General features: G+C 74.2%; 22 protein-coding genes. 11 read left to right on the top strand and 11 right to left on the bottom strand.

The features are described 5' to 3' along the window. Positions 1-26 precede the first annotated feature (26 nt). Complete coding sequence (locus ACGF3J_RS32600; RefSeq protein WP_161330470.1) at positions 27-932, bottom strand: LysR family transcriptional regulator; 906 nt, start codon at positions 930-932, stop codon at positions 27-29. A 145-nt stretch (positions 933-1,077) separates the two neighbouring features. Between ACGF3J_RS32600 and ACGF3J_RS32595 the strand changes: the two genes are divergently transcribed. Beyond that, the gene (locus ACGF3J_RS32595; RefSeq protein WP_161330471.1) at positions 1,078-1,281 is read left to right on the top strand and encodes a hypothetical protein; all 204 of its coding nucleotides are present in this window, start codon (positions 1,078-1,080) and stop codon (positions 1,279-1,281) included. A 30-nt stretch (positions 1,282-1,311) separates the two neighbouring features. Here ACGF3J_RS32595 and ACGF3J_RS32590 read toward each other — a convergent pair whose 3' ends face one another. The 5 genes from ACGF3J_RS32590 to ACGF3J_RS32570 form a co-directional block, all read right to left on the bottom strand. Continuing rightward, on the bottom strand, positions 1,312-2,262 hold the full coding sequence (locus ACGF3J_RS32590) for a TerC family protein (protein WP_393855437.1): 951 nt from the start codon (positions 2,260-2,262) through the stop codon (positions 1,312-1,314). A gap of 115 nt (positions 2,263-2,377) precedes the next feature. Then, on the bottom strand, positions 2,378-3,397 hold the full coding sequence (locus ACGF3J_RS32585; RefSeq protein ID WP_161331485.1) for an RNA polymerase sigma factor RpoD/SigA: 1,020 nt from the start codon (positions 3,395-3,397) through the stop codon (positions 2,378-2,380). Between the two features lie 58 nt (positions 3,398-3,455). Continuing rightward, positions 3,456-3,881, bottom strand: a complete 426-nt coding sequence (locus tag ACGF3J_RS32580; protein WP_161331486.1) for a CBS domain-containing protein — start codon at positions 3,879-3,881, stop codon at positions 3,456-3,458. Between the two features lie 21 nt (positions 3,882-3,902). Then, complete coding sequence (locus tag ACGF3J_RS32575) at positions 3,903-4,349, bottom strand: PPC domain-containing DNA-binding protein (protein ID WP_393855436.1); 447 nt, start codon at positions 4,347-4,349, stop codon at positions 3,903-3,905. A 257-nt stretch (positions 4,350-4,606) separates the two neighbouring features. Next, positions 4,607-6,598: a BTAD domain-containing putative transcriptional regulator gene (locus ACGF3J_RS32570; protein WP_393855435.1), complete on the bottom strand. Its 1,992-nt coding sequence runs from the start codon at positions 6,596-6,598 to the stop codon at positions 4,607-4,609. Between the two features lie 172 nt (positions 6,599-6,770). Here ACGF3J_RS32570 and ACGF3J_RS32565 point away from each other — a divergent pair, with 172 nt between their 5' ends. Beyond that, positions 6,771-7,649 carry an alpha/beta fold hydrolase gene (locus ACGF3J_RS32565; protein ID WP_161331869.1) on the top strand — a complete coding sequence of 293 codons (879 nt, stop codon included), beginning with the start codon at positions 6,771-6,773 and terminating at the stop codon, positions 7,647-7,649. Between the two features lie 110 nt (positions 7,650-7,759). After that, positions 7,760-9,133 carry an MFS transporter gene (locus ACGF3J_RS32560; protein ID WP_393855434.1) on the top strand — a complete coding sequence of 458 codons (1,374 nt, stop codon included), beginning with the start codon at positions 7,760-7,762 and terminating at the stop codon, positions 9,131-9,133. Positions 9,134-9,383: 250 nt separating this feature from the next. Here the strand turns inward: ACGF3J_RS32560 and ACGF3J_RS32555 are convergent, their stop codons facing one another. Next, positions 9,384-10,463, bottom strand: a complete 1,080-nt coding sequence (locus tag ACGF3J_RS32555) for a hypothetical protein (RefSeq protein ID WP_393855433.1) — start codon at positions 10,461-10,463, stop codon at positions 9,384-9,386. 229 nt (positions 10,464-10,692) lie between these two features. Between ACGF3J_RS32555 and ACGF3J_RS32550 the strand changes: the two genes are divergently transcribed. After that, on the top strand, positions 10,693-11,064 hold the full coding sequence (locus ACGF3J_RS32550; protein ID WP_393855432.1) for an ArsR/SmtB family transcription factor: 372 nt from the start codon (positions 10,693-10,695) through the stop codon (positions 11,062-11,064). Beyond that, positions 11,061-11,375, top strand: a complete 315-nt coding sequence (locus ACGF3J_RS32545; RefSeq protein WP_161331751.1) for a hypothetical protein — start codon at positions 11,061-11,063, stop codon at positions 11,373-11,375. The genes ACGF3J_RS32550 and ACGF3J_RS32545 overlap by 4 nt, the downstream gene beginning before the upstream one ends. Positions 11,376-11,457: 82 nt before the next feature. Here ACGF3J_RS32545 and ACGF3J_RS32540 read toward each other — a convergent pair whose 3' ends face one another. Together ACGF3J_RS32540 and ACGF3J_RS32535 are read right to left on the bottom strand one after the other, a co-directional pair. Beyond that, complete coding sequence (locus tag ACGF3J_RS32540) at positions 11,458-11,883, bottom strand: PPOX class F420-dependent oxidoreductase (protein WP_393855431.1); 426 nt, start codon at positions 11,881-11,883, stop codon at positions 11,458-11,460. 76 nt (positions 11,884-11,959) lie between these two features. Beyond that, positions 11,960-12,850, bottom strand: a complete 891-nt coding sequence (locus ACGF3J_RS32535; protein ID WP_161331755.1) for an NAD(P)-dependent oxidoreductase — start codon at positions 12,848-12,850, stop codon at positions 11,960-11,962. 362 nt (positions 12,851-13,212) lie between these two features. Between ACGF3J_RS32535 and ACGF3J_RS32530 the strand changes: the two genes are divergently transcribed. Continuing rightward, positions 13,213-13,677, top strand: a complete 465-nt coding sequence (locus ACGF3J_RS32530) for a type II toxin-antitoxin system PemK/MazF family toxin (protein WP_161331758.1) — start codon at positions 13,213-13,215, stop codon at positions 13,675-13,677. Positions 13,678-13,695: 18 nt separating this feature from the next. Here ACGF3J_RS32530 and ACGF3J_RS32525 read toward each other — a convergent pair whose 3' ends face one another. Then, positions 13,696-14,511, bottom strand: coding sequence for a TIGR02452 family protein (locus tag ACGF3J_RS32525; RefSeq protein ID WP_161331761.1), 816 nt, complete (start codon positions 14,509-14,511; stop codon positions 13,696-13,698). A 287-nt stretch (positions 14,512-14,798) separates the two neighbouring features. On the opposite strand from ACGF3J_RS32525, the gene egtA reads away from it, so the two are divergent. From egtA to egtD, 4 genes are read left to right on the top strand one after another with little or no spacing between them, the layout of a single operon-like run. Continuing rightward, the gene (gene egtA / locus ACGF3J_RS32520; RefSeq protein ID WP_161331763.1) at positions 14,799-16,100 is read left to right on the top strand and encodes an ergothioneine biosynthesis glutamate--cysteine ligase EgtA; all 1,302 of its coding nucleotides are present in this window, start codon (positions 14,799-14,801) and stop codon (positions 16,098-16,100) included. Beyond that, the gene (egtB, locus tag ACGF3J_RS32515) at positions 16,097-17,461 is read left to right on the top strand and encodes an ergothioneine biosynthesis protein EgtB (RefSeq protein WP_393855430.1); all 1,365 of its coding nucleotides are present in this window, start codon (positions 16,097-16,099) and stop codon (positions 17,459-17,461) included. The genes egtA and egtB overlap by 4 nt, the downstream gene beginning before the upstream one ends. Further along, positions 17,461-18,261 carry an ergothioneine biosynthesis protein EgtC gene (egtC, locus tag ACGF3J_RS32510; protein WP_361359236.1) on the top strand — a complete coding sequence of 267 codons (801 nt, stop codon included), beginning with the start codon at positions 17,461-17,463 and terminating at the stop codon, positions 18,259-18,261. The genes egtB and egtC overlap by 1 nt, the downstream gene beginning before the upstream one ends. After that, the gene (gene egtD / locus ACGF3J_RS32505) at positions 18,258-19,220 is read left to right on the top strand and encodes an L-histidine N(alpha)-methyltransferase (protein ID WP_393855429.1); all 963 of its coding nucleotides are present in this window, start codon (positions 18,258-18,260) and stop codon (positions 19,218-19,220) included. Before egtC ends, egtD begins: the two co-directional genes overlap by 4 nt. Positions 19,221-19,232: 12 nt before the next feature. Here egtD and ACGF3J_RS32500 read toward each other — a convergent pair whose 3' ends face one another. Continuing rightward, a complete protein-coding gene (locus ACGF3J_RS32500) occupies positions 19,233-20,501 on the bottom strand; it encodes an extracellular solute-binding protein (protein ID WP_393855428.1) in 1,269 nt (422 codons plus the stop codon). 257 nt (positions 20,502-20,758) lie between these two features. Between ACGF3J_RS32500 and ACGF3J_RS32495 the strand changes: the two genes are divergently transcribed. Next, on the top strand, positions 20,759-20,974 hold the full coding sequence (locus ACGF3J_RS32495) for a dodecin (RefSeq protein ID WP_122615348.1): 216 nt from the start codon (positions 20,759-20,761) through the stop codon (positions 20,972-20,974). Positions 20,975-20,991: the final 17 nt, after the last annotated feature.

The following is a 20,991-nucleotide window of genomic DNA, read 5'->3' as shown; positions in this document are numbered from 1 at the left end:
CGCCCGGCCTGCGTGACCGGCGTGTGTCAGGCCACCGCCGCGGCGGCCAGTGTGCGCAGTTCCGCCAGCGCCGCCGCGACCGCCGGCCGCCGGTGACCACCGCTCCTGGTGCAGGTCAGCAGCTTGCGGTGCGGGCGGTCCGCGCAGGGCACCCGGACGATCGGCAGCTCGGGGGTGAGCTGGGCCAGCCGGGGTATCAGCGCCACGCCGAGCCCGTGCGCGACCAGGTGGGCCGTGACGTTCCAGTCCAGCGCGTGGTGCACCACGTCGGGGGTGAAACCGGCGGCCCCGCACGCCGACATCACGTGGGGGCGGCAGGGGCTCTGCGGCACCGGCGCGATCCACGCCTCGTGCGCCACGTCGGCGAGGTCCGCCCCGGCCCGTCCGGCGAGCGGGTGCCCTTCGGGGACGACCAGGTCGAACGGGTCGTCCAGGAGCGGACGCTGGTCGAAGCGCGCGTCCGACCGCGTCGGGTTGGACGGCGTCGCCTCCACCACCGCCAGGTCGCTCTCGCCCTCGAAGAGCAGGTCGAAGCTCTCCGCCACCTCGACCTCCCGGATCCGGACCGACAGCCGGGGGTGCCGTTCGCGCAGCCGCGCGGCCATGGGCGCCAGCAGCACGGAGACGGCGACCGGGAACCCCGTGACCCGCAGCGGCCCGGCGGGGGCGCCCTCCCCCGCCCGCAGATCCAGTTCGGCCTCGTCCCAGCGGGCCTCGATGGCGTCGGCGTGCGCGAGCAGGCTCTCCGCGGCCGGGGTGAGCCGTACCCCGCGCCCCTGCGGTTCCAGCAGGTCCACGTCCAGGTCCCGGGCGAGCTGACGGATCTGCTGGGAGGCGGCGGAGGGGGTGAAGTGCAGGGCGCGAGCGGCCGCGGTGACGGTGCCGTAGTGGGAGACGGCCCGCAGGACGTGCAGCCTGCGCAGATCAATCATGAAGCGCACGCTTCACGGTGGTGTCCGTAAAGTCAACCTGGACGTGAACGGACGAGGAGTCGCACCCTGGCTGTGTCGCGGCGGCCGACGCGGCGTCACGTTCCGCCGGTCCCGCCGGCGCACCATCGAGCCACGAGGAGTCGCCATGCCCTGCACGACCGGCGCCGTCTGCCCGCACTGCGGGTGGCCCGACGGTGCCGAGCCCTTCCAGGTGCTGTCCGCGCATCCCACCGGGGCGGGCGGGACCCTGTGGACCCGGTGTGCCTGCGGTTCGCTCCAGGCCCGCGTCGTCGACGGCGGCGGCAGCCGTGTCGTCTCCCGCGGCCGGCCGTCACGGGCCGGCCGCTGACCGGCGGCCCGGCCCCGCGAGTCAGTACGTCTAGGGCTGCTCCTGCCGCCGCGCGGCCCACAGGCTCGTCGCCGTGGTGACGGCGAGGACGAGCACGATGAAGCCGAGCGAGAACGGGATGCTGATCTCGGGGACGTGCACGCCGGACTCGTGCAGGGCGTGCAGTACCAGCTTCACGCCGATGAAGCCGAGGATGACCGACAGTCCGTAGGAGAGGTGGACCAGCTTCTTCAGCAGGCCGCCGATGAGGAAGTACAGCTGGCGCAGACCCATCAGGGCGAACGCGTTGGCCGTGAACACGATGTACGGGTCCTGGGTCAGGCCGTAGATCGCGGGGATGGAGTCGAGCGCGAACAGGATGTCGGTGAAGCCGATGGCGAGCATCACGACCAGCATCGGCGTCATGACCCGCCGGCCGTTCTCCTCCACCCACAGCTTGGTGCCGTGGTAGCGGTCGGCGACACCGAAGCGGCGCTCGATCGACTTCAGCAGCTTGTTCTCCTCGTACTCCTCGTCATGCCCGCCCTTGCGGGCGTCCTGGATCAGCTTCCACGCGGTCCAGATGAGGAAGGCACCGAAGATGTAGAACACCCAGGAGAAGGCGGAGATGATCGCCGCGCCGGCCGCGATGAAGGCGGCGCGCAGGACGAGGGCCACGATGACGCCGACCATCAGCACGCGCTGCTGGTACTGCGAGGGCACCGCGAACTTCGCCATGATCAGGACGAAGACGAACAGGTTGTCGACACTGAGCGACTTCTCGGTGATGTAGCCGGCGAAGAACTCGCCGCCCGGACCGCCGCCGCCGACCAGGATCAGCCCCACGCCGAAGAGACAGGCCAGGATCACCCAGACGGCGGTCCAGATCCCGGCCTCCCGGATCGACACGTCGTGCGGCTTGCGGCCGATGAATAAGTCCGCGGCGACCAGGACGCACAGGCCCGCGACGGTCAGCAGCCAGACGCTGAGGGAGACGTTCAACCGGTGCTCCTCGGGCGGGCGGGGACGGGAAGCGCGTACGGGTTCTCCGTCAGGGTGTTTCCGGGATGCGGTCCGGGCAACCCCGGCCGCGCGTCCGGCCCGCGCACCGGTGTGGTCAGCTCGCCCAGTCCAGCAGGCGGTCCCGGGTCTCGGGGGCGCGCAGATGGGCCAGCGAGGCCTTCTCGAGCTGGCGGACGCGCTCCCGGGTGAGGCCCACGTGCTGGGCCACCTGGTGCAGGGTGCGGGGGCGGCCGTCGTGCAGGCCGTAGCGGAGGCTGAGGATCAGGGCCTCGCGGGGTGCGAGGGTGCCGACTGCCTCCCTCAGCTCCGCCGCGAGCGCCTGGAACTCGGCGACCTCCGGGGCCCGCAGCACCTCGGTGTCCGGGATGAGGTCGCCGACGACGGTCTCACCGGTCTCGTCCACCGGAGTGTCCAGGCTGACCGCGTCCCGTCCGACCCGGCGCAGCCAGACGACCTTGTCGGCGTCGATGCCGCTCTCGGCGGCGACCTCCTCGGTGGTCGGCTCGCGGTCGAGCCCGCCGCGGAGCCCCCGTTCGACCTTGGCGAGCTTCTGGAGCTGCTCCACGACGTGGACCGGCAGCCGCACCGTGCGCGCGTGCGTCGCCAGGCCCCGTTCGATGGCCTGGCGGATCCACCAGGTGGCGTACGTGGAGAACTTGAAGCCCTTGGTGTGGTCGAACTTCTCCACGGCCCGGATCAGTCCGAGGTTGCCCTCCTGGATGACGTCGAGGAGGGGCAGCCCGCGGTGGGCGTGGCGCTTGGCCATCGACACGACGAGCCGCAGGTTGGCCCGCACCATGTGGTCCTTGGCCGCCTGGCCGTCGTGGACGGTCTCCTCCAGTGCGCGGCGCGCGCCGGGCGTGGGGGCGGGTTCGCCGGTGTCGGCCGACTCCAGCTCCTCCCTGGCCCGGACGCCGGCCTCGATGCGCACGGCCAGCCGTACCTCGTCCTCGGCGGTCAGCAGGGGTGTCGCGCCGATCTGGCTCAGGTAGTGGCCGAGCAGGTCGGGTTCCTCGTCGGGTTCCGGGATCCGGCTGCGCAGCCGCGCGGTGCGGGCGGTGGTGCGGCGGTCCTCCCCCGCCTCCGCCCGGGGGGTTCGTGCCAGGGGGGCCATGTCGCTTCCTCCGTCCCTGCCCGGCGCCGGGCCCTCACGCTGCCCGCGCCCGGGTACGTCAGTGGCCGGGCGCGGCCCGGCTGATGTCCGCCAGCGCGGAGTGCGGTTCGTCGGCGGCGGCGAGGTCGCCGAGGGTGACCACGCCGACCGGGACGCCGCCGTGCTCGACGACGGGGAGCCGGCGCACGGCGTGGTGCCGCATCAGTTCGGCGGCGTGGTCGGTGGTGTCGTCCGGGTCGAGGGTGACGACGGGCGGCGGCGTGCACACCGCGCCGACGGTGGTCTCGTCCGGGTCCCGGCCGTCGGCGACGCCGCGGATCACGATGTCGCGGTCGGTGAGCATGCCGAACAGGTCGCAGTCGTACGTCACCAGGACGTCGCCGACGTTCTCCTCCCTCATCAGCCGGGCGGCCCGTGTCACCGTCGTCATGGGCTCGACGGCCACCGCGGCCGGTGACATCACGTCTCGGATGCGCCGTGTCATGATCGCGCCTCCTGAGCGTCGCTACGGGGTTGTACGGCCCGGGTCGATCAGGGCCAGGCCGATGTCGGGGTGGTGGGTCTTGGCCAGTTCGGCCGGGCTGTCCCGCACGACGACCTCCAGCGTCGGCCAGACCCGTCCGGACAGCAGGTGCCCTCCGCGGGTGGAGCCGTCGGAGAGGCCCAGTACGGCGTGCAGGTGCGGGGTGGGTCCCTGGTCGGCCACGGCGACGTCGCCGAGCAGCGACAGCACCTCGCACTGCTCCTCCACGGGGATGCGCCGGTAGTCCTTCGCCCGCCGGTCGAACCAGCCGACGACCGCCTCGGAGAAGGCACCCACGGCGGTGACCTGGGACGCTGTGAGCGACCGGTCGCGGGCGAAGGCGCCGAGTTCGGCGACCGCGTCCTCGCCGGCCTCCAGCACCACTACGTACACCGCGGACGGACCCCCCTGCACCTGCTGCCACTTCATGCGCACCGGGTACCCGACGCGGATCCGGGCAACCGGGCGACGGCCGACCGCCGAGCCGTCGGGGGTCACCACGTCAGGGGCCTGCCGCGAGGTCCCGCCTCCAGGGCCCGCGCGGCCGCTTCCAGCGTCGCGACCAGGGAGCGCAGGCCGCGCGGGTCGTAGCGCGGTCCTGCGGGAGCGGGACGTCCGCGACTACGGCTTCACGGACTGGGTGTACGGCCGCACCGCGCTGACCCCCGACGAGGAACCCGCGATGTTCACGCCGATCCCCCTGTCCCCAGCGCCCGCCTGATCGCCGCGAGCCAGTCGTCGACCGGCCCGAAGGTGAGCAGCCCGCTGCCCGCGCCCGCGAGTTCGCCGGAGGCGGGCAGCAGCCGTGCGTGGGTGCGCTCCAGGGCCGCGCGGTCGCCGAGCCGGAGGGCGAGCGCGGCCTCGGCGCAGCACAGTGCCTCGTACAGGAGGTCGGGCGGCGGCTCCGTCAGGGCGGCGAGGGCCGTGCGGGCCTCGGCGGCGCGGCCGTCGGAGAGGAGGGCGAACGGCTCGGCCCACGGGCGGTACGGCCCCCAGTCCGCGCCCGGGTCCACCTCGGCCGCCCGCCCGTGGGCGAGGCGCAGGCCGAGCAGGGCGAGGGGCAGCAGTCCGCGTTCGAGGCCGGGCATGCCCGCGCCGTCGAGCCGGGCGGCGGCGGCGCGGTAGGCGGCCGCGGCGGTGTCGTACGGGCTGCCCGTGGCGGCCAGGCGCAGGGCCCGGTACCAGTCGGTGAAGACGGCGACCAGCGGCCGGTCGTGCCGTGCGGCAAGGCGGTCCACGGCCGTGGCCTGCTCGTCTGCGGCGGTGAGGTCGGCGAGGGCCGAGCGGGCCTGGAGGCGGATCAGGTGGCCGAGGACGGTGTGGTTGACCAGGCCGTGCCGGGTGCCGAGGGCGACGAGTTCGGCGCCGACGGCGTCGCGGCGGGGGGCCAGCCCGGCTCTGGTGCAGGACTGCATGAAGACACCGTTGAGGGCGAAGGCGAGCAGCGCCGGGTCGTCCAGGCGGCGGGCGACGCGCTCGGCCTCGGCCGCCGCGCGCGGCCCGCGCTCGGACCGTACGCCCCGGGACTCCAGGGCGACGGTGGCCAGCAGGCGGCAGCGTGCCGCGTCGGCGGTGGCGTCGTCGGGGAGGGCGGCGAGGGTGCGTTCGGCCGCCTCGACGATCCGGCGGGCGCCCTCGGGGTCGTCGCCGCGGGTCCAGACGGCGGGGACGTCGTAGGCGCCGATCACCCGGGCCGTCAGCTCGGCGTCGCCCGTCTCCTCGGCTGCCGCGATCGCCGCCGTCCGGTGCTCCCGGGCGGCCTCCAGACCGCCGCCGCCGGTGACGGCGAGGGTGCGCAGCAGGCCGACGGTGGACTCCAGACGGGCGTGCGCGCCGGCGGCGACGGTGCGGTCGTACGCCTCGGTCGCCGCCGCCCACAACCTGGCCGCCGCGTCCGCCGGTTCACCGGGCGGGTCCAGTTCCGGGTCCTGGGCGAGGATGCGGGCCTCCAGGCCGCGCAGCCGGGGACCGGGGTCGAGGCCGAGCTGTCCGGCCAGCCGGCCGCGGGCCCGGCGCAGTACGGCGAGGGCGTCCCCCTGACGGCCGGTCCGGTACAGCGCCAGGGCGAGCAGGCGCCAGGCCTCCTCGCGCCAGGGGTGCCCGGTGAGGTGCGCGTCCAGGTCGGGGACGGCCTCGGCGGCCCGGCCCAGTTCCACGAGCAGTTCCGCCCGGCGTTCCACGGCCCGCAGCCGCAGTTCGGTGAGCCGGGAGCGCTCGCCGCGGGCCCACTCCGCCCCGCTGAACTCTGCGTACGCGGGACCCCGCCACTCCTCCAGGGCCGCCCGGAGCCGCTCCGGGGCCTGCGCGGCGGGCCCGCGGTCGGCCTCGGCGACGGCCGCCTCGAAACGCCACGCGTCCACGGAGTCGGGCGCCGCGCGCAGGGTGTATCCGGGGCCTTCGGTGACCAGCAGCCGGGCCGGGGCGCGTGGCGGGCGGTCGGGTTCCAGGGCCCGGCGCAGGTCCCCGACGAAGGTGCGCAGCGCTCCCACGGCTCGCGGCGGGGGTGCCTGGGATGTCTCCCACAGGTCCTCCACCAGGCGGGCGACGGGGACGACCCGCCGTCGGGCCAGGACCAGCCGGGCCAGTACGGCGCGGTGCCGGGGGCCCTTGAGGGCGAGCGGGTCGCCGCCGCGCTCGGCCGTGACCGGTCCGAGCACACCGAACGTGACCGCTTCCATGTTCCGTCCGTTCCGATCCGTCTCGCCCGTGCGGGCACCACGGTACGCGTGCTGATCGGTTGCTGATCCGGGCCCGGCAGGCTCGGAGGCAGTCACCGGCACGACGTACGGCAGTAGGCACGACGTACGGCGGAAGACCTGGTGTACGGCACGAGAGAGGCACGGCCCACCCATGACACCGACCATTCCCGACTTCACCCACGACCGCGTCACGGTCGCCGATGGTGTCGCCCTGCATGTGGCGGTCGGCGGCTCCGGCAGCCCGGTCGTACTGCTGCACGGCTTCCCGCAGACCCATCTGATGTGGCGGCACGTCGCCGTCGGCCTCGCGGCCGACCACACGGTCATCTGCCCCGACCTGCGCGGCTACGGCGCCAGCGACAAGCCGTCCGATCCCGACGGCACGGCCTACTCCAAGCGGACCATGGCCGCCGACGTCGTGGCTCTCGCCCGGGCGCTCGGGCACGAGCGGTTCGCGCTGGCGGGGCACGACCGGGGAGCGCTCGTCGCGGTGCGGGCCGGGCTCGACCATCCCGACGCGGTGACGCACCTGGCGGCGCTGGACGTGCTGCCGACCCTCGACATGTGGGACGTCCTGCGCGGCACCACGGCCGCGGTCGGGTTCCACCTGTTTCTGATGGCGCAGCCGCCGGGTCTGCCGGAGCAGCTCATCGGCGCAGCGCCGGACGCGTTCTTCGGTCACTTCCTCGACGTCTGGACCCGCGACCCGGAGGCCCTGCCCGCCGACGTCCGGGCCGCGTACCTCAAGGCGTCCCGTGAGGCGGTGCCCTCCATCGTGGCCGACTACCGGGCCTCGGCCGGCATCGACGTCGAGCACGACCGGGCCGACCGGGAACGGGGCAACAGGCTGCGGATGCCGGTGTCCGTGCTCCAGCAGGACTGGGGCGCGGCCCTCGGTTACGACGCCGCCGCGTTGTGGCGGGCGTGGGCGCCGGACCTGTCGCACGACACCGTCGACTGCGGGCATTTCATGGCAGAGGAGGCGCCGGGCGAGGTCACGGGGGCGCTCCGGACGCTGCTGGCGCGGTAGGGGCACACCGGGGCGCTGACGGCTCGGTCTTCGCATTCCCTCCATGCACAACCCTGGGTTGTGCCACTTGGATGGCCGGTTGTTTGATCCGGGGCCGTCCGCTCGTTTGGATGTCGGGCGTGACGGAATCGGGTGCGGTGGGATCGGGCGCGGTGGGATCGGGCGGGACCGGCGGCGGGTCGCTGGGGCGGGGGTTCGGGTGGCTGTGGGCCTCGTACGCCGTCAGCACCTTCGGCACACGGCTCGCGTTCGACGCCTTCCCGCTGATCGCGGTCCTGGCGCTGAACGCCGGTCCGGCACAGGTGTCGGCGCTGGCGGCGGCCGGTCTCGCGGTGGGCGCGGTGGTGGCGGTGCCGCTGGGGCCGTGGGTGGAGTTCCGGCGCAAGCGGCCGGTGATGATCGCGACGGATCTGATCCGGTGCGCGGTGCTGGTGACCGTGCCGGTCGCGTTCGCGTTCGGGCGGCTCGGCTTCGCCCACTTGCTGGTCGTGTCGGTGGTCGTCGCCGCTGCCGACATCACGTTCCGGGCCGCCGCCGGTTCCTGTCTCAAGGCGCTGGTGCGGCGGGAGGACCTGCTGGCCGCCAACGGCCGTTTCGAGGCGACGAGTTGGACCGCGACGATGCTCGGGCCACCGGTCGGCGGGGCGGCCGTCGGTCTCTTCGGGCCCGTGGTGACGGTGGCGGTCGACGCGGCCAGCTACCTGCTGTCGGCGCTGGGCATCCGTGCGATCGGCCGCGGCGAACCGCTCCCCGAGCACGCGGGCCCTGCCCGGACTTCCCGGCTGCGGTCCGGTGACCTGCTGGAGGGGTGGCGGTACGTCCTCACCTCGCCCGCGCTGCGTCCGCTGTTCTTCAACACGCTCCTGGTCAACGGCCTCATCATGGCGACCGCGCCGCTGATGGCCGTCCTCATGCTGGGCGATCTGGGCTTCGCACCCTGGCAGTACGGGCTCGCCTTCGCGGTGCCGTGCGTCGGCGGCCTGATCGGCTCCCGGCTGGCCGGACCCCTCGTGGCGCGCTTCGGGGAGCACCGGGTGCTGGTCACCAGCGGGGTGCTGCGGGTGTGCTGGCCGGTGGGGCTGGCCTTCGTCGGCCCGGGTGTGCCGGGTCTGGTCCTGGTGATGGCCGTCGAGCTGGCGCTGATCACGTCGGTGGGGGTGTACAACCCGGTGTTCGCCACGCGCCGGCTGGAACTGACCCCGCCGGACCGGGTCGCGCGCACCCTGACCGCCTGGACGATCAGCGGCAAGCTGACGACCGCGGCACTGACGGCCCTGTGGGGCCTCCTGGCGTCGCTGACCGGCCTGCGCACGGCGGTCGCCCTGGCGGGCGTGCTGCTCCTGGCGACGCCCTTGCTGCTGCCACGCTGGGGCGCGGGGTCCGGCCCGGAGGGGAGCCGGGGCTCCGACCCGGCCTCGGCCCCGGGTTCGGGCGCGGATCCCGACCCTGGACAGGGGGCCGGTTCCCCGAGCCCGGTCGCGTAGCCCCGTCGAGGACCGGGAACCCCCGGCGGGGGGGGGGGGGCGGCAAAGAGGGCGGACAGTCGTAGCCGTACGCAACCTCCGTCGCCGGGAGGCGGCGGCGCCGATCCCGACAGCAGACCCGGCCTCGGACCCGCGCCCGGCGACGGGCTCCCCGGACCGGCGGCCCAGCCCTCCCGAACACGCCCGCGCGACAACGGCGCCCGAGCGCGGCACGCGCAAGGTCCCGCCCAGAACCAGCGCCCCGACTCCCCTACTCCGGCGGCACACCCCGCCCCAGAACCGGGAACTCCCGCCGCGCCGCCGCGAACAACGCCGGGCAGTCCGGGCCGTACGCCATCGCCGCCGCGAAGACCGCGCCGATCGCGGCACGCAAGGGGTCCGGGTCGGCGGCGGCGCGCAGGGCGGGCAGGGCCATGGGCCGCCGTAGTGGGCCGCCCGGGCAGTCCGTGGACGGGTCCACCGCTGCCGCGGCGATGCGCTCGTCGGTGAAGAAGCGGTCCCAGACCTGGCAGGGGTCGTCGAACGGGGGCGGCAGGGGCGCTCCCCGGTCCAGCGCGGCCAGCGCGGCCGATATCCAGTCGAGGTCGGCCAGCCCCGCCACGGTGAGGGCACGGTGCGCCGCCCACCGCGCGAGACCCCGCTGCGTCGCCGGACCCGCGGCGTCGACGGCGTCGAGGAGGTCCCGGTCCAGCGGTACGAGCCCGCGCGCGTCGGCGCCGACCTCGCGCACCCGTCGGCTGGGCAGCCGGCCGCCCCAGGATCGGACCTCGGCGCGCTCACGCTCGGACGGCTCCCCGCATCGGGGGGCGGGCAGCGCGCGGGCGTACCGGTGCCGGTCCCGGGCGCTGCGCGAGGTCTGCCGGACGACCAGGTCCGCGGCGGGCGGGGCCGGCCAGAACTGGAGCAGATAGTGGCCGACGGGACCGGAAGCCGCGGTGGCGCGGAGGTCGGCCGCCCCACCCCGGTCCAGACCGCGCCCGCAGTAGCGCACCCGGTGGTCGGCCGGTGGCAGGTCCACCTCGCACAGCGCCGCGTGTCCGCAGGGCAGGACGGCCGTCGACGCGGAGACCGGCCGGAAGGAAGCCTCCACGACCTCCTCCCAGCCGTCGTCGAGGGGCGGCGGCGCCCGGTGCACCTCGACGGTCAGGCCGACCCGCCCGGTGCACGGTCCCGTGTCCAGCAGGAGACAACCCGGGACGGCCGCGCCGCACAGACCGTTGGTCTGCCCGGCGCAGGCCTCCGACGGCCCCGGGCCGTACGGGTCCCGACGGCTGTCCACGTGGAACCGTCCCTGGACGACCGGCAGTTCACCTCGGTAGACCGTCCGCACGCCCCATCCCCCTCACATCCGGCACATCCGGCTCCGTGAAGCCACCAGTATGCGGAGGGGGACTGACAACGGCCGGTTCAGCGGGCGAGCCCTCTCATGCGTCCCCCATCCGTCCCCTACTCGACCCCGACTTGTCCCCGACTTGTCCCCGAGATGTGTCAGGAATCTTTGACAGGTCTCCGCGCCCCCTGTCAGCCTTCACTGACAGGTACGACGGAAAGGGGCCGCGATGCCCGAGGTCCCGCCTCCGGCACCGACCAGCGACGAGCTGCTCAAGGTGCTCTCCGCGCTCGGCAACCCGCACCGCATGCGGATCGTCGCGGCGCTCCTGGAGAGCCGGAACTACGTCAGCGCGCTGGCCCGGCTGATCGGCATGGGCCGCCCGCTGCTGCACATGCACCTGCAACGGCTGGAAGCGGCGGGGCTGGTCGTCGGCACGCTGGAGGTCGGAGCGGACGGCAAGTCGATGAAGTACTACGACGTCACCCCGTTCCTCTACGAACTCACCCCGCATGTCGTCGCGCGGGCGGCCGCGACGCTCACCGAGACCACCGACCCCGACCGCGCCGCCGGCCGGACCGCGAAAGAGGAAGCTAAGTGAACGAGGACGTGGTGACTCTCGCCGCAGGAGCCGAGGAACTGGGGGTCCTGGTCGGTGCCGTGGGCGCGGCCGGGTTCTTCGGTCTGATGATCGTGATCGTCTGGCAGGTCGCGGCCACCTGGCGGGCCAGGATGGTGGCGGCGCGCGAGGAGCAGTACAAGGATCTCGCCACGAGGTACGCGCGACTCCTGGAGGACACCGTGGAGTTGCAGCGCCGTACGGCGGAGGAGCAGCGGCAGACCCTGGACGAGCTGACGCAGACCCGGCTCTCGGTCGGCTCGATGGAGAAGATGATGCGCGAGATCGAGTAGCCGCCGCGGACGTACGGCCGGGAGCGGCAACTCCCGGCCGTACCACGGCGGAACACCCCGGGGACCGGGCGGACGCGACGGGTCAGCCGGACGCCTGGTCGCTGTCCTTCAGTGAGCCCCAGCCGTGCCAGCGCTCCACCTCGATCCAGGCGCTGACCCGGGGGCGCTCCCGGTTCGGGTACGGCTTCCCGGTGTACCGCGTGGAGAGCCGGTCGATGCCCGTGAGGTCCTCGTCGTCGCGCATCTCGCTGACGCGGCCGATGAGGGTGACGTGCGTGTACCAGTCGTCGTCCGCGAGGACGGTGAGGGTGACGCGCGGGTCGCGGCGCAGGTGTCCCAGGCGGACGCGCCCGGCGTCGAGGTTGACCAGCACGCGGCCGTCGTCCTCCCACAGGTACCAGGTGGCCGTGGAGACGGGCGCGCCGTCCGAGCGGAGGGTCGCCATGACGGCCGGGTTGGGACGGCGCAGCAGTGCGACGGCCTCGGGCGGCAGCGGTGGCTTGGACATGCGGGCTCCTTCTCGTCCTCGTGTGCGCCGAGATCGGCTCGGCGTCGCGGTCTCGGGTTCCCCGTACCCCGGGCGCTCAGTGGGACGACTTCTCCTCGAAACTGGCGAAGTACGCCGCCGCCATGTCCTCGTCGCCGTGCCCCTGCGCGGCGGCGCGTGCCAGGCGGTCCGCGCCGGCCGCGGCGAGGTCCAGGCGGACGCCGTTGGCCTCACCGGCCTCGACGATGAGCCGGGCGTCCTTCTCGGCGGTGCCGACCGCGAACTGGGCGGGTGTCAGCGCGCCGTCGCGGATGAGGCCCGCCTTGGCGCGCAGATAGCCCATGTCGAGGGGCCCGCCGGCGATGGCGTCGAGGAAGGCGTCCGGGTCCACGCCGAGGGCCTTGGCGAGCGAAAGGCTCTCGCCCGCCGCGTTGTTGACGGCGAGCACCCAGCTGTTGGCCACCAGTTTCAGCCGGGTCGCGCTGCCGGCCGCGCCGTCCTCGCCGGTCCACACGGTGCGGGAGCCGACGGCGTCGAACACCGGCCCCACCCTGTCCCGGGCCGCGGCCGGCCCCGCGGCCAGCACCAGCAGCTGACCGGCCTCCGCGGGCTGCCGGGTGCCCAGAACGGGCGCGTCGACGAAGAGGAGGCCGTGCTCGTGGGCGAAGGCGGCCAGGTCGGCGACCGCGTCGACGCCGGCGGTGGTGGACTGCGCCCACACCGTGCCGGGCCGCAGACCGGGTACGGCGCGCCCCATGACGTCGAGCGCGACCGGGCCGTCGTACAGCATCGTGAGGACGACGTCCGCGTTCTGTACGGCCTCCTGGGGGTCGGCGGCGACGTACGCGCCGTCGGCGGCCAGCGGCTCGGCCTTGTCCCGGCTGCGGTTCCAGACGCGGACGGTGTGTCCGGCGCGGGCGAGGTTGCGGGCCATCGCGGCACCCATGATGCCGGTGCCCAGGACGGTCACGGTGAGCTGGTCGGTCATGACGTCGCTTTCTGACTCGTGCGGTCGCGGCCCCGCCCCCGGGCGGAGGCGGGGGCCCGGTGATCAGCCTGCCACCCGATCACGAACGGCGCCGACCCGAGGCGGGCGAGCCGGGGGACCACCCGCGGGCGTCCGAAGGGCGGCGACCGGGGCCGGGGGCACGGCGAACACGGGACACGGCGGCCGGGTGGGGGCCGACAGGCCGCGGCGGCCGGCCGGGACACGACGGGCAACCGGGACAGGACGAGCGGCCGACGAGCTGAGACCGGCGGTCAGCGGCTCCACGGGCGGCCGGGGCGCCGGGGCGGCCCGTCGCGGGTCCCCTCGCAGGGCCCGCGGCGACGTCCCGTACGGTACGGCCCGTGAGCGCCTCTACCGACGACATCGACAGCGACGGTGACACCGTCCCCGGCCGTTACGGTCCCTTCGCGACCACGGAGGCCGTCCCCGGGAGGGTGGGCCGGGTCCGTACCGAGTACTCCCCCGCGCACGACGGCGATCCCGATCCCGGTGAGATCGTCTGGACGTGGGTGCCCTACGAGGAGAACGACGGCAGGGGCAAGGACCGGCCCGTGCTCGTCGTCGCCAGGGAGGCGGCCGGCACGGTGCTGGCGGTGCAGTTGTCCAGCAGGCGGCACGACGGGGACCGGGACTGGGTGCCGATCGGGAGCGGGCCGTGGGACCGCTCCGGGCGGGACTCGTGGGTCGACGTGGAGCGGGTGCTGAGGCTGCACGACGGGGGCATGCGCCGGGAGGCGTGCGCCCTGGACCGGATGCGGTTCAATCTCGTACGGCAGCGGCTTCGGGAGCGCTACGGCTGGAGCTGAGGCGCTCCCGGCCGCCGGTCACCCGCCCTCGGGGAAGGCCCGCGCGAACGCCTCCCGGACCGTGGAGCCCGGCGTGCGGTCCAGGATGCCGAACGCCACCCGTTCGAAGGCGGTGGCGAAGCGTCCGCCGGGCCCGAGCAGCGTCCGGAACGCGCCGGCCACCTGGGCCGGGTCGTTGCGGAACACCCCGCAGCCCCAGGCGCCGAGCACCAGCCGCCGGTACCCGTGGGCCACGGCCGTCTCCAGCACCCGCTCGGCGCGCGCTGACAGGGCGGCCGGCAGTTCGCCGGCGCGCTCCGGGGCCGTGCGCAGCACCACGCCCGCGTTGGGCGCGGCGGAAGTCAGGAATCCGGCCGGGTACGGCTCGTCGAGCAGGCGGCCGCGGTCGTCCCGGAAGACGGGCACGGCCGGGGAGTGGATGACGCGGTCGGTGTAGAACGGGTCGCGGTGGGCACGGTGGTGGTCGTAGAACTCACGCGCCCGCAGCAGGCAGGTGTACAGCGCGGAGCCCCGGCACAGGGCCTCCTCCTGCGCCTGGGCGCCGTTCAGGTAGCCCCCGCCGGGATTGCGGGCGGAGGCGAAGTTGAGCACGGCGACCTCGCCGCCGAGCCGGCGGGCGGCCTCCAGGCTGCTCTCGCCGGTGACTTCGAAGACGGTCCGCACCGGGGTGAAAACGCCTGGTGCCACGGGCTCCGGCCCGTACATCCGCGTGCCCTCGCGGGCCCGTTCCACCGCCGCGCCGACCGGCACCTCGCGGCCGGCCGCCGTGCGGTAGCTCCCGGCCGCCACGATCTGCTCGGTCTGCTGCGCGAGGCCCCGCAGGCGCGCGCTCACGGCGCCACCCCCGTGGACGCCCTGACCACGCGCCGCGCGGTCTCCCCCGTCGTGCTCATGCGGGAATCCTGAGTGATGCTGGTGGTGCGTCGCAACGGAGTTTTGCTGTCGGCAGACGCTGGGGAAAGTCCCCGGAAACAACCGGGTCGCGGACATTACCGATCTGGAACGTCCCGAAATGCGTCCTTGTGCGGACCGGCACGAGGGTCTTGGGTGGGACGAGTGTGCCGACCCGGCCCACCTGATCATGGGTCGGCGGCATGGTGGAATCTCAGGAGGATCCCGACATGTCCGATTCGGTTGGTGGCTGTATCCGGCCACGTACCGCCGTCAGTGAGGCCGAGGTCGAGGCGCTGGTCCACGGCATCTGCTTCAAGACCGGTCCGCCCAGGCTCCTCGGTGTCGAGGTGGAATGGCTGGTCCACGAGCTGCGCGCGCCGCGGCTCCCCGTATCACCCGAACGGCTCCAGGCGGTGTACACCGCGCTGCGGGCCGTGCCCCTGAGGTCGGCGCTGACCGTCGAACCGGGTGGCCAGCTGGAGCTGAGTTCGCTCCCCGCGGCCTCCCTGATGGAGTGCGTCCGTACCGTCTCCGCCGACCTGGACGCCGTCCGCGCGGTCCTGCGCGAGGACGGCCTCGCCCTCGTCGGCCTCGGCCACGATCCCTGGCACGAGCCCCGCCGCTATCTGCGGCAGCCGCGCTACGACGCGATGGAGGCCTGTCTCGACCGTACCGGCCCTGCCGGGCGCTTCATGATGTGCACCTCCGCGTCCGTGCAGGTCTGCGTGGACGCCGGGCAGGAGGAGCCCGGCCCGCTGGGGCACGTACGCCGCTGGTGGCTGGCCCACCAGCTGGGCGCGGTCCTGGTGGCCGCGTTCGCCAACTCCCCGCTGGCCGGCGGCCGGCCCACCGGCTGGCGGTCCACCCGGCAGCTGCGGTGGGCCGAGATCGGCACCGAGCGGGCCGGCGGCCCCCGGCTCGACTCCGACCCGCGCGGCGCCTGGACCCGGCACGTCCTGGACACGCCGGTGATGTGCGTGCGCAACGACGGCGGGCCCTGGGACGTACCGGAGGGGATGACCTTCCGGGAGTGGACCCGGAACCAGGTGCCGAGGCCGCCGACCCGGGAGGACCTCGACTACCACCTGACCACGCTGTTCCCGCCGGTCAGGCCGCGCGGCCACCTGGAGCTGCGCATGATCGACGCGCAGCCGGGGAACGACGGCTGGATCGTGCCGCTGGCCGTGACGGCGGCGCTGTTCGACGATCCGGAGGCCACCGAGACCGCCTACCGGGCCGTCAAGCCGCTCGCCGAGCGCACCCTCGGCCTGCCCGGCCCGCACAACCCGCTGTACGAGGACGCCGCGCGTGACGCCCTCACCGATCCGGAGCTGCGCGAGGCGGCAGACACCTGCTTCACGGCCGCGCTCGACGCGCTGCCCCGGCTCGGCGCCACGACCGCGGTCACGGACGCCGTCGCCGGGTACCTGGAGCGCTACGTCCGCAGGGGCCGCTGCCCCGCCGACGATCTGCTGGAGATGCCGGACGGCGCGAGCCGTGGCCCGCACGGGAGGGAGACCCGCTCATGACCGACCCCGCCATGGACACCGCCACCGACACCCACACCCACACCGCCGCCGACCCCGGCGACGGCGACGCGCTGCGCGAGCGGGCCCTGTCGTCGCTGGTCCGGGCCCGCGCCCGCACCACGCTGCTGACCAGCTGCGTGGAGGGCCCCGACCTCACCGGCCAGGTGTCGCCGCTGATGTCCCCGCTGGTCTGGGACCTGGCGCACATCGGCAACCAGGAGGAGCAGTGGCTGCTGCGCGCGGTGGGCGGGCAGGAGGCGATACGGCCCGAGATCGACAGCCTGTACGACGCCTTCGAGCATCCGCGCGCCGAACGGCCCCGGCTGCCGCTGCTGTCGCCCGCCGAGGCCCGCGGGTACGCCGCCGACGTGCGCGGACGGGCGCTGGACGTGCTGGAGGGGGCCGCGTTCCACGGGACCCGGCTCACCGAGGCGGGCTTCGCCTTCGGGATGATCGCCCAGCACGAGCAGCAGCACGACGAGACGATGCTGATCACCCACCAGCTCCGCAAGGGCCCGCAGGCGCTGAACGCTCCGGACCCGGACCCGGCGGGGCTGTTCACCGGGCCGTCGGAGGTCCTGGTGCCCGGGGGCCCGTTCACGATGGGCACCTCGACCGAGCCGTGGGCGCTGGACAACGAACGGCCCGCGCACCGGCGGGAGGTGGCGCCGTTCTTCCTCGACACCACCCCGGTGACCAACGGCGCGTACCGGGCGTTCATGGACGACGGCGGCTACGACGACCCCCGCTGGTGGGCGCCGGAGGGCTGGGACCACATCCGCCGGCACTCCATCACCGCCCCGCTGTTCTGGCGCCGCGACGGCGGGCAGTGGCTGCGGCGCCGCTTCGGGGTCACCGAGGTGGTGCCGGCCGACGAGCCGGTGCTGCACGTGAGCTGGTACGAGGCCGACGCGTACGCCCGCTGGGCCGGCCGCAGGCTGCCCACCGAGGCCGAGTGGGAGAAGGCGGCCCGGCACGACCCGGCCGGCGACCGCACCGCCCGCTACCCGTGGGGCGACGCCGAGCCGGGACCGGAGCACGCCAACCTCGGCCAGCGCCATCTGCGCCCGGCGCCCGCGGGCAGCTACCCGGCCGGTGAGTCGCCGCTGGGCGTGCGGCAGTTGATCGGCGACGTGTGGGAGTGGACGTCGAGCGACTTCGCCCCGTACCCGGGGTTCAAGGCGTTCCCGTACAAGGAGTACTCGGAGGTGTTCTTCGGTCCCGAGTACAAGGTGCTGCGCGGCGGTTCGTTCGCCGTGGACGCGGTGGCCTGCCGGGGCACGTTCCGCAACTGGGACTATCCGATCCGGCGGCAGATCTTCTCCGGGTTCCGCACCGCGCGGTCGGCGGAGGTCGCCTGATGTGCCGGCATCTCGCGTACGTCGGCCCCGAGGAGCCGCTCGGCCGGCTTCTGGTGGCGCCGCCGCACGGCCTGTACCGCCAGTCGTGGGCGCCCCGCCACCAGCGGTACGGCACGGTCAACGCCGACGGGTTCGGCGTCGGCTGGTACGCCGCGGGCGACCCGGTGCCGGCCCGGTACCGGCGGGCCGGGCCGATCTGGGCGGACCAGTCCTTCGCCGACCTGGCCCGCGTGGTGCGCACCGGGACGCTGCTGGCCGCCGTACGGGACGCCACGCTGGCGGGCGCCGACGCGGAGGCCGCGGCCGCGCCCTTCGCGGCGGACACCTGGCTGTTCAGCCACAACGGTGCCGTGACCGGCTGGCCGGGCTCGCTGGCGGGGGTGGCCGGGACGCTGCCGGCCGGGGAGCTGCTCTCGCTGGAGGCCCGCAACGACTCGGCGCTCGTGTGGGCGCTGGTGCTGGCCCGGCTGCGGGCCGGGGACGACGAGGGCCGGGCGCTGGCCGAGACGGTGCTGGAGGTCGCCGCGGCGGCCCCCGGCTCCCGGCTCAACCTGCTGCTCACCGACGGCGCCGCGATCACGGCGACCACCTGGGGCGACACCCTGTGGTACCTGACCCGCCCCGGCGGCGGCACGGTCGTCGCCTCGGAGCCGTACGACGACGACCCGCACTGGCGGGAGGTCCCCGACCGCACGCTGCTCGTGGCGGGCCGCACGGAGGTGCAGCTAACCCCGCTCAAGGAACCGGGCGATCCCGCCCCCGCAGACGCCTTCGCCTCTCCCAAGGAGCCCCGCACGTGAGCCAGTTCCGACTGACCCGCACCCTGCCCGAGGACGCCACGGGCGCCGCCCTGCGCGCCGATGTCCTGGCGGGCCTGACGAGCACGCCCAAGTGGCTGCCGCCCAAGTGGTTCTACGACGCGCGGGGCAGCGAGCTGTTCGAGGAGATCACCGCGCTGCCCGAGTACTACCCGACCCGGGCCGAACGGGAGATCCTCGTCGACCGGGCCGGCGAGATCGCCGCGGCGACCGGCGCCCGGACCCTGGTGGAGCTGGGTTCCGGCTCCTCGGAGAAGACGCGGTTCCTGCTCGACGCACTGACCGGCCTGCGCGGCTATGTGCCGGTCGACGTCAGCGAGAGCGCTCTCGCCCAGGCCGGGGAGGCGATCGTCGCCGAGCGGCCGGACCTCCGGGTGCACGCGCTGATCGCCGACTTCACCGGCGGGCTGACGCTGCCCGACACGCCGGGGCCCCGGCTGGTGGCGTTCCTCGGCGGCACGATCGGCAACCTGCTGCCGGAGGAACGGGCCGCGTTCCTGTCCGCCGTACGCGCCCTGCTCTCCCCGGGGGACGCCCTGCTGCTGGGCACCGACCTGGTCAAGGACGAGGAGGTGCTGGTCCGGGCGTACGACGACGCGGCCGGGGTGACCGCCGAGTTCAACAAGAACGTGCTGTCCGTGATCAACCGGGAGCTGGAGGCCGACTTCGCGCCCACCGCCTTCGAGCACGTGGCGCGGTGGAACGCCGAGCGGGAGTGGATCGAGATGCGGCTGCGTTCGCGGGCCGCGCAGACGGTCAAGGTCCAGGCGCTGGACCTGGCCGTGGACTTCGCGGACGGGGAGGAGCTGCGTACCGAGGTGTCCGCGAAGTTCCGGCGGGAGGGCGTGCGGGCCGAACTCGCCGCGGCCGGGCTGGATCTGACCCACTGGTGGACCGACGGCGCGAAGCGGTTCGCGCTGTCGCTGAGCGTGGTGCGCTGAACCCGCGCGGGCTCAGCGGGCGTTGACGTCCAGCAGTTCGGTGATGCGGTCGGAGGCCCGGCGGGCCTCCGACTTCGCGTCGGACCCCGAGAGCACCTTCGTCATGTAGTCCTTGATCGGGTTGTCCGCCTCCACGGCGCCCCAGCGGGGCGTCCCGGGGGTGGCCCGGCCCTGGGCCGCGCCGGCCGCCATGGCCTCGGCGCCCTCCTCCCCGGCGACGGCCTTGGCGAGGGACGTCTTGTTGGGGACGTAGTTCATGGTGCGGGCCAGGTCGGTGTTCCACTTGGCGCCGGCCAGCGCGTCGACGACGGCGAGGGCGCCCTCGTGTTCGTCGGCGTTCTTCGGGACGACGAGGTCGGAGCCGCCGGTGAAGACGGCGCCGGGCTTGTCGGACGTCTTGCCGGGCACCGGGAAGAAGCCCAGCTCGCCCTTGAGTTCGGGGTTCGCGCGGACGATGGACTGGGCGAGGCCGGGCACCGCGACGATCTGCGCGACCTGGCCCTCGGCGAACACGTCGCCCTGCGGGGGGTGTTCCTCGTCGGCGTCGACCGGGCCGTCGCCGAGGGCCTGCAGTTCCTGGTAGAAGTCCATGCCGCGCAGGGCGGCCGCGGAGTCCAGGGCGCCCGTCCAGGTGCCGCCGTCACCGGCCTGGTCGGCCAGCTCGCCGCCCTCGTCCCAGATGAAGCCGGAGAGCGTGTACCAGTCCTGTCCGGCGAGGTAGATGCCCTGGCGGCCGTCCGCGTCGAGCTTCTCGGTGGCGGCGATCCACTCCTCGCGGCTGCGGGGCGGCTCGGCGACGCCGGCCTGCTCGAAGAGGTCCTTGCGGTAGATGACGACGCGGTTGGCGGCGTACCAGGGGATGCCGAACTGCTGGGACATGTACTGTCCGGGTTCGGCGAGGCCGGGCAGCCAGTCGCGGATGCCCCAGTCGCGCATCGACTCCAGGGTCAGGTCCTGGAGCCGGCCGCCCTCCGCGTACTGCGGCACCTGGGTGTTGCCGACCTCGATGACGTCCGGCCCGTCCGCGCCGTCGCCCTTCAGGGCGGTCTGCACCTTGTCGCCGATGCCGGTCCACTCCTGGATGCGGATGTCGAGGTCGAGTTCCGGGTGGTCCTTCTCGAAGTCCTCGGTGAACCGCTGCAGGAAGTCCTGGGAGGCGCTGTCCTTCATCAGCCACACGGTGACGGTGCGCCGGTCGCTCCCGCCGTCCTGCGAGATCAGTCCGCAGCCGCTGAGCAGGGAGGCGGACACACAGACAAGGGCGAGGGGGCGTCGTCTCACGAGGGGTCCTTCTGTCTGACGGACAGGGGGCGGAGGCGGACAGGGGTGTCCTGCGCACGCGAAGGGAGACCCGACATGGGGGGCGAGCCCGAGGCTCGAACGGGTGTCTGGAATTTTGGTATGTACCAATAGGAGGGGTCAAGGGGGTGACGCAGAGTTACCCGCCGGGGAGGGCGATGCCTCGCGCTCGGCCGCGACTTGGGGCACGGTGGAGTGACGCATGACACACCGCCGCCCGCGCGGAAGGGAGCACCCGCATGTCGAACCACACCTACCGGGTCACCGAGATCGTCGGCACCTCGCCGGACGGCGTCGACCAGGCCGTCCGCAACGGCGTCAGGCGCGCCCAGCGGACGCTGCGCAACCTGGACTGGTTCGAGGTGACCCAGGTGCGCGGCCAGATCGAGGACGGCGAGGTCGCGCACTGGCAGGTCGGCCTCAAGGTCGGCTTCCGCCTGGAGGAGTCGGACTGAGCCCTCGGCGCCTCACC

Source organism: Streptomyces sp. NPDC048171, from assembly GCF_043202655.1.
Classification (GTDB): Bacteria; Actinomycetota; Actinomycetes; order Streptomycetales; family Streptomycetaceae; genus Streptomyces.
The sequence above is the reverse complement of the archived record's forward strand: the minus strand, read 5'-3'. Positions and strand labels throughout refer to the sequence as shown.

Bases quoted from the DNA above. Each gene is read 5' to 3' on its own strand.
- ACGF3J_RS32600 (WP_161330470.1), bottom strand. From the start codon at position 932: ATGATTGATCTGCGCAGGCTGCACGTCCTGCGGGCCGTCTCCCACTAC.
- ACGF3J_RS32595 (WP_161330471.1), top strand. From the start codon at position 1,078: ATGCCCTGCACGACCGGCGCCGTCTGCCCGCACTGCGGGTGGCCCGAC.
- ACGF3J_RS32585 (WP_161331485.1), bottom strand. From the start codon at position 3,397: ATGGCCCCCCTGGCACGAACCCCCCGGGCGGAGGCGGGGGAGGACCGC.
- ACGF3J_RS32580 (WP_161331486.1), bottom strand. From the start codon at position 3,881: ATGACACGGCGCATCCGAGACGTGATGTCACCGGCCGCGGTGGCCGTC.
- ACGF3J_RS32575 (WP_393855436.1), bottom strand. From the start codon at position 4,349: ATGAAGTGGCAGCAGGTGCAGGGGGGTCCGTCCGCGGTGTACGTAGTG.
- ACGF3J_RS32570 (WP_393855435.1), bottom strand. From the start codon at position 6,598: ATGGAAGCGGTCACGTTCGGTGTGCTCGGACCGGTCACGGCCGAGCGC.
- ACGF3J_RS32565 (WP_161331869.1), top strand. From the start codon at position 6,771: ATGACACCGACCATTCCCGACTTCACCCACGACCGCGTCACGGTCGCC.
- ACGF3J_RS32560 (WP_393855434.1), top strand. From the start codon at position 7,760: ATGTCGGGCGTGACGGAATCGGGTGCGGTGGGATCGGGCGCGGTGGGA.
- ACGF3J_RS32550 (WP_393855432.1), top strand. From the start codon at position 10,693: ATGCCCGAGGTCCCGCCTCCGGCACCGACCAGCGACGAGCTGCTCAAG.
- ACGF3J_RS32540 (WP_393855431.1), bottom strand. From the start codon at position 11,883: ATGTCCAAGCCACCGCTGCCGCCCGAGGCCGTCGCACTGCTGCGCCGT.
- ACGF3J_RS32535 (WP_161331755.1), bottom strand. From the start codon at position 12,850: ATGACCGACCAGCTCACCGTGACCGTCCTGGGCACCGGCATCATGGGT.
- egtA (WP_161331763.1), top strand. From the start codon at position 14,799: ATGTCCGATTCGGTTGGTGGCTGTATCCGGCCACGTACCGCCGTCAGT.
- egtB (WP_393855430.1), top strand. From the start codon at position 16,097: ATGACCGACCCCGCCATGGACACCGCCACCGACACCCACACCCACACC.
- egtC (WP_361359236.1), top strand. From the start codon at position 17,461: ATGTGCCGGCATCTCGCGTACGTCGGCCCCGAGGAGCCGCTCGGCCGG.
- ACGF3J_RS32495 (WP_122615348.1), top strand. From the start codon at position 20,759: ATGTCGAACCACACCTACCGGGTCACCGAGATCGTCGGCACCTCGCCG.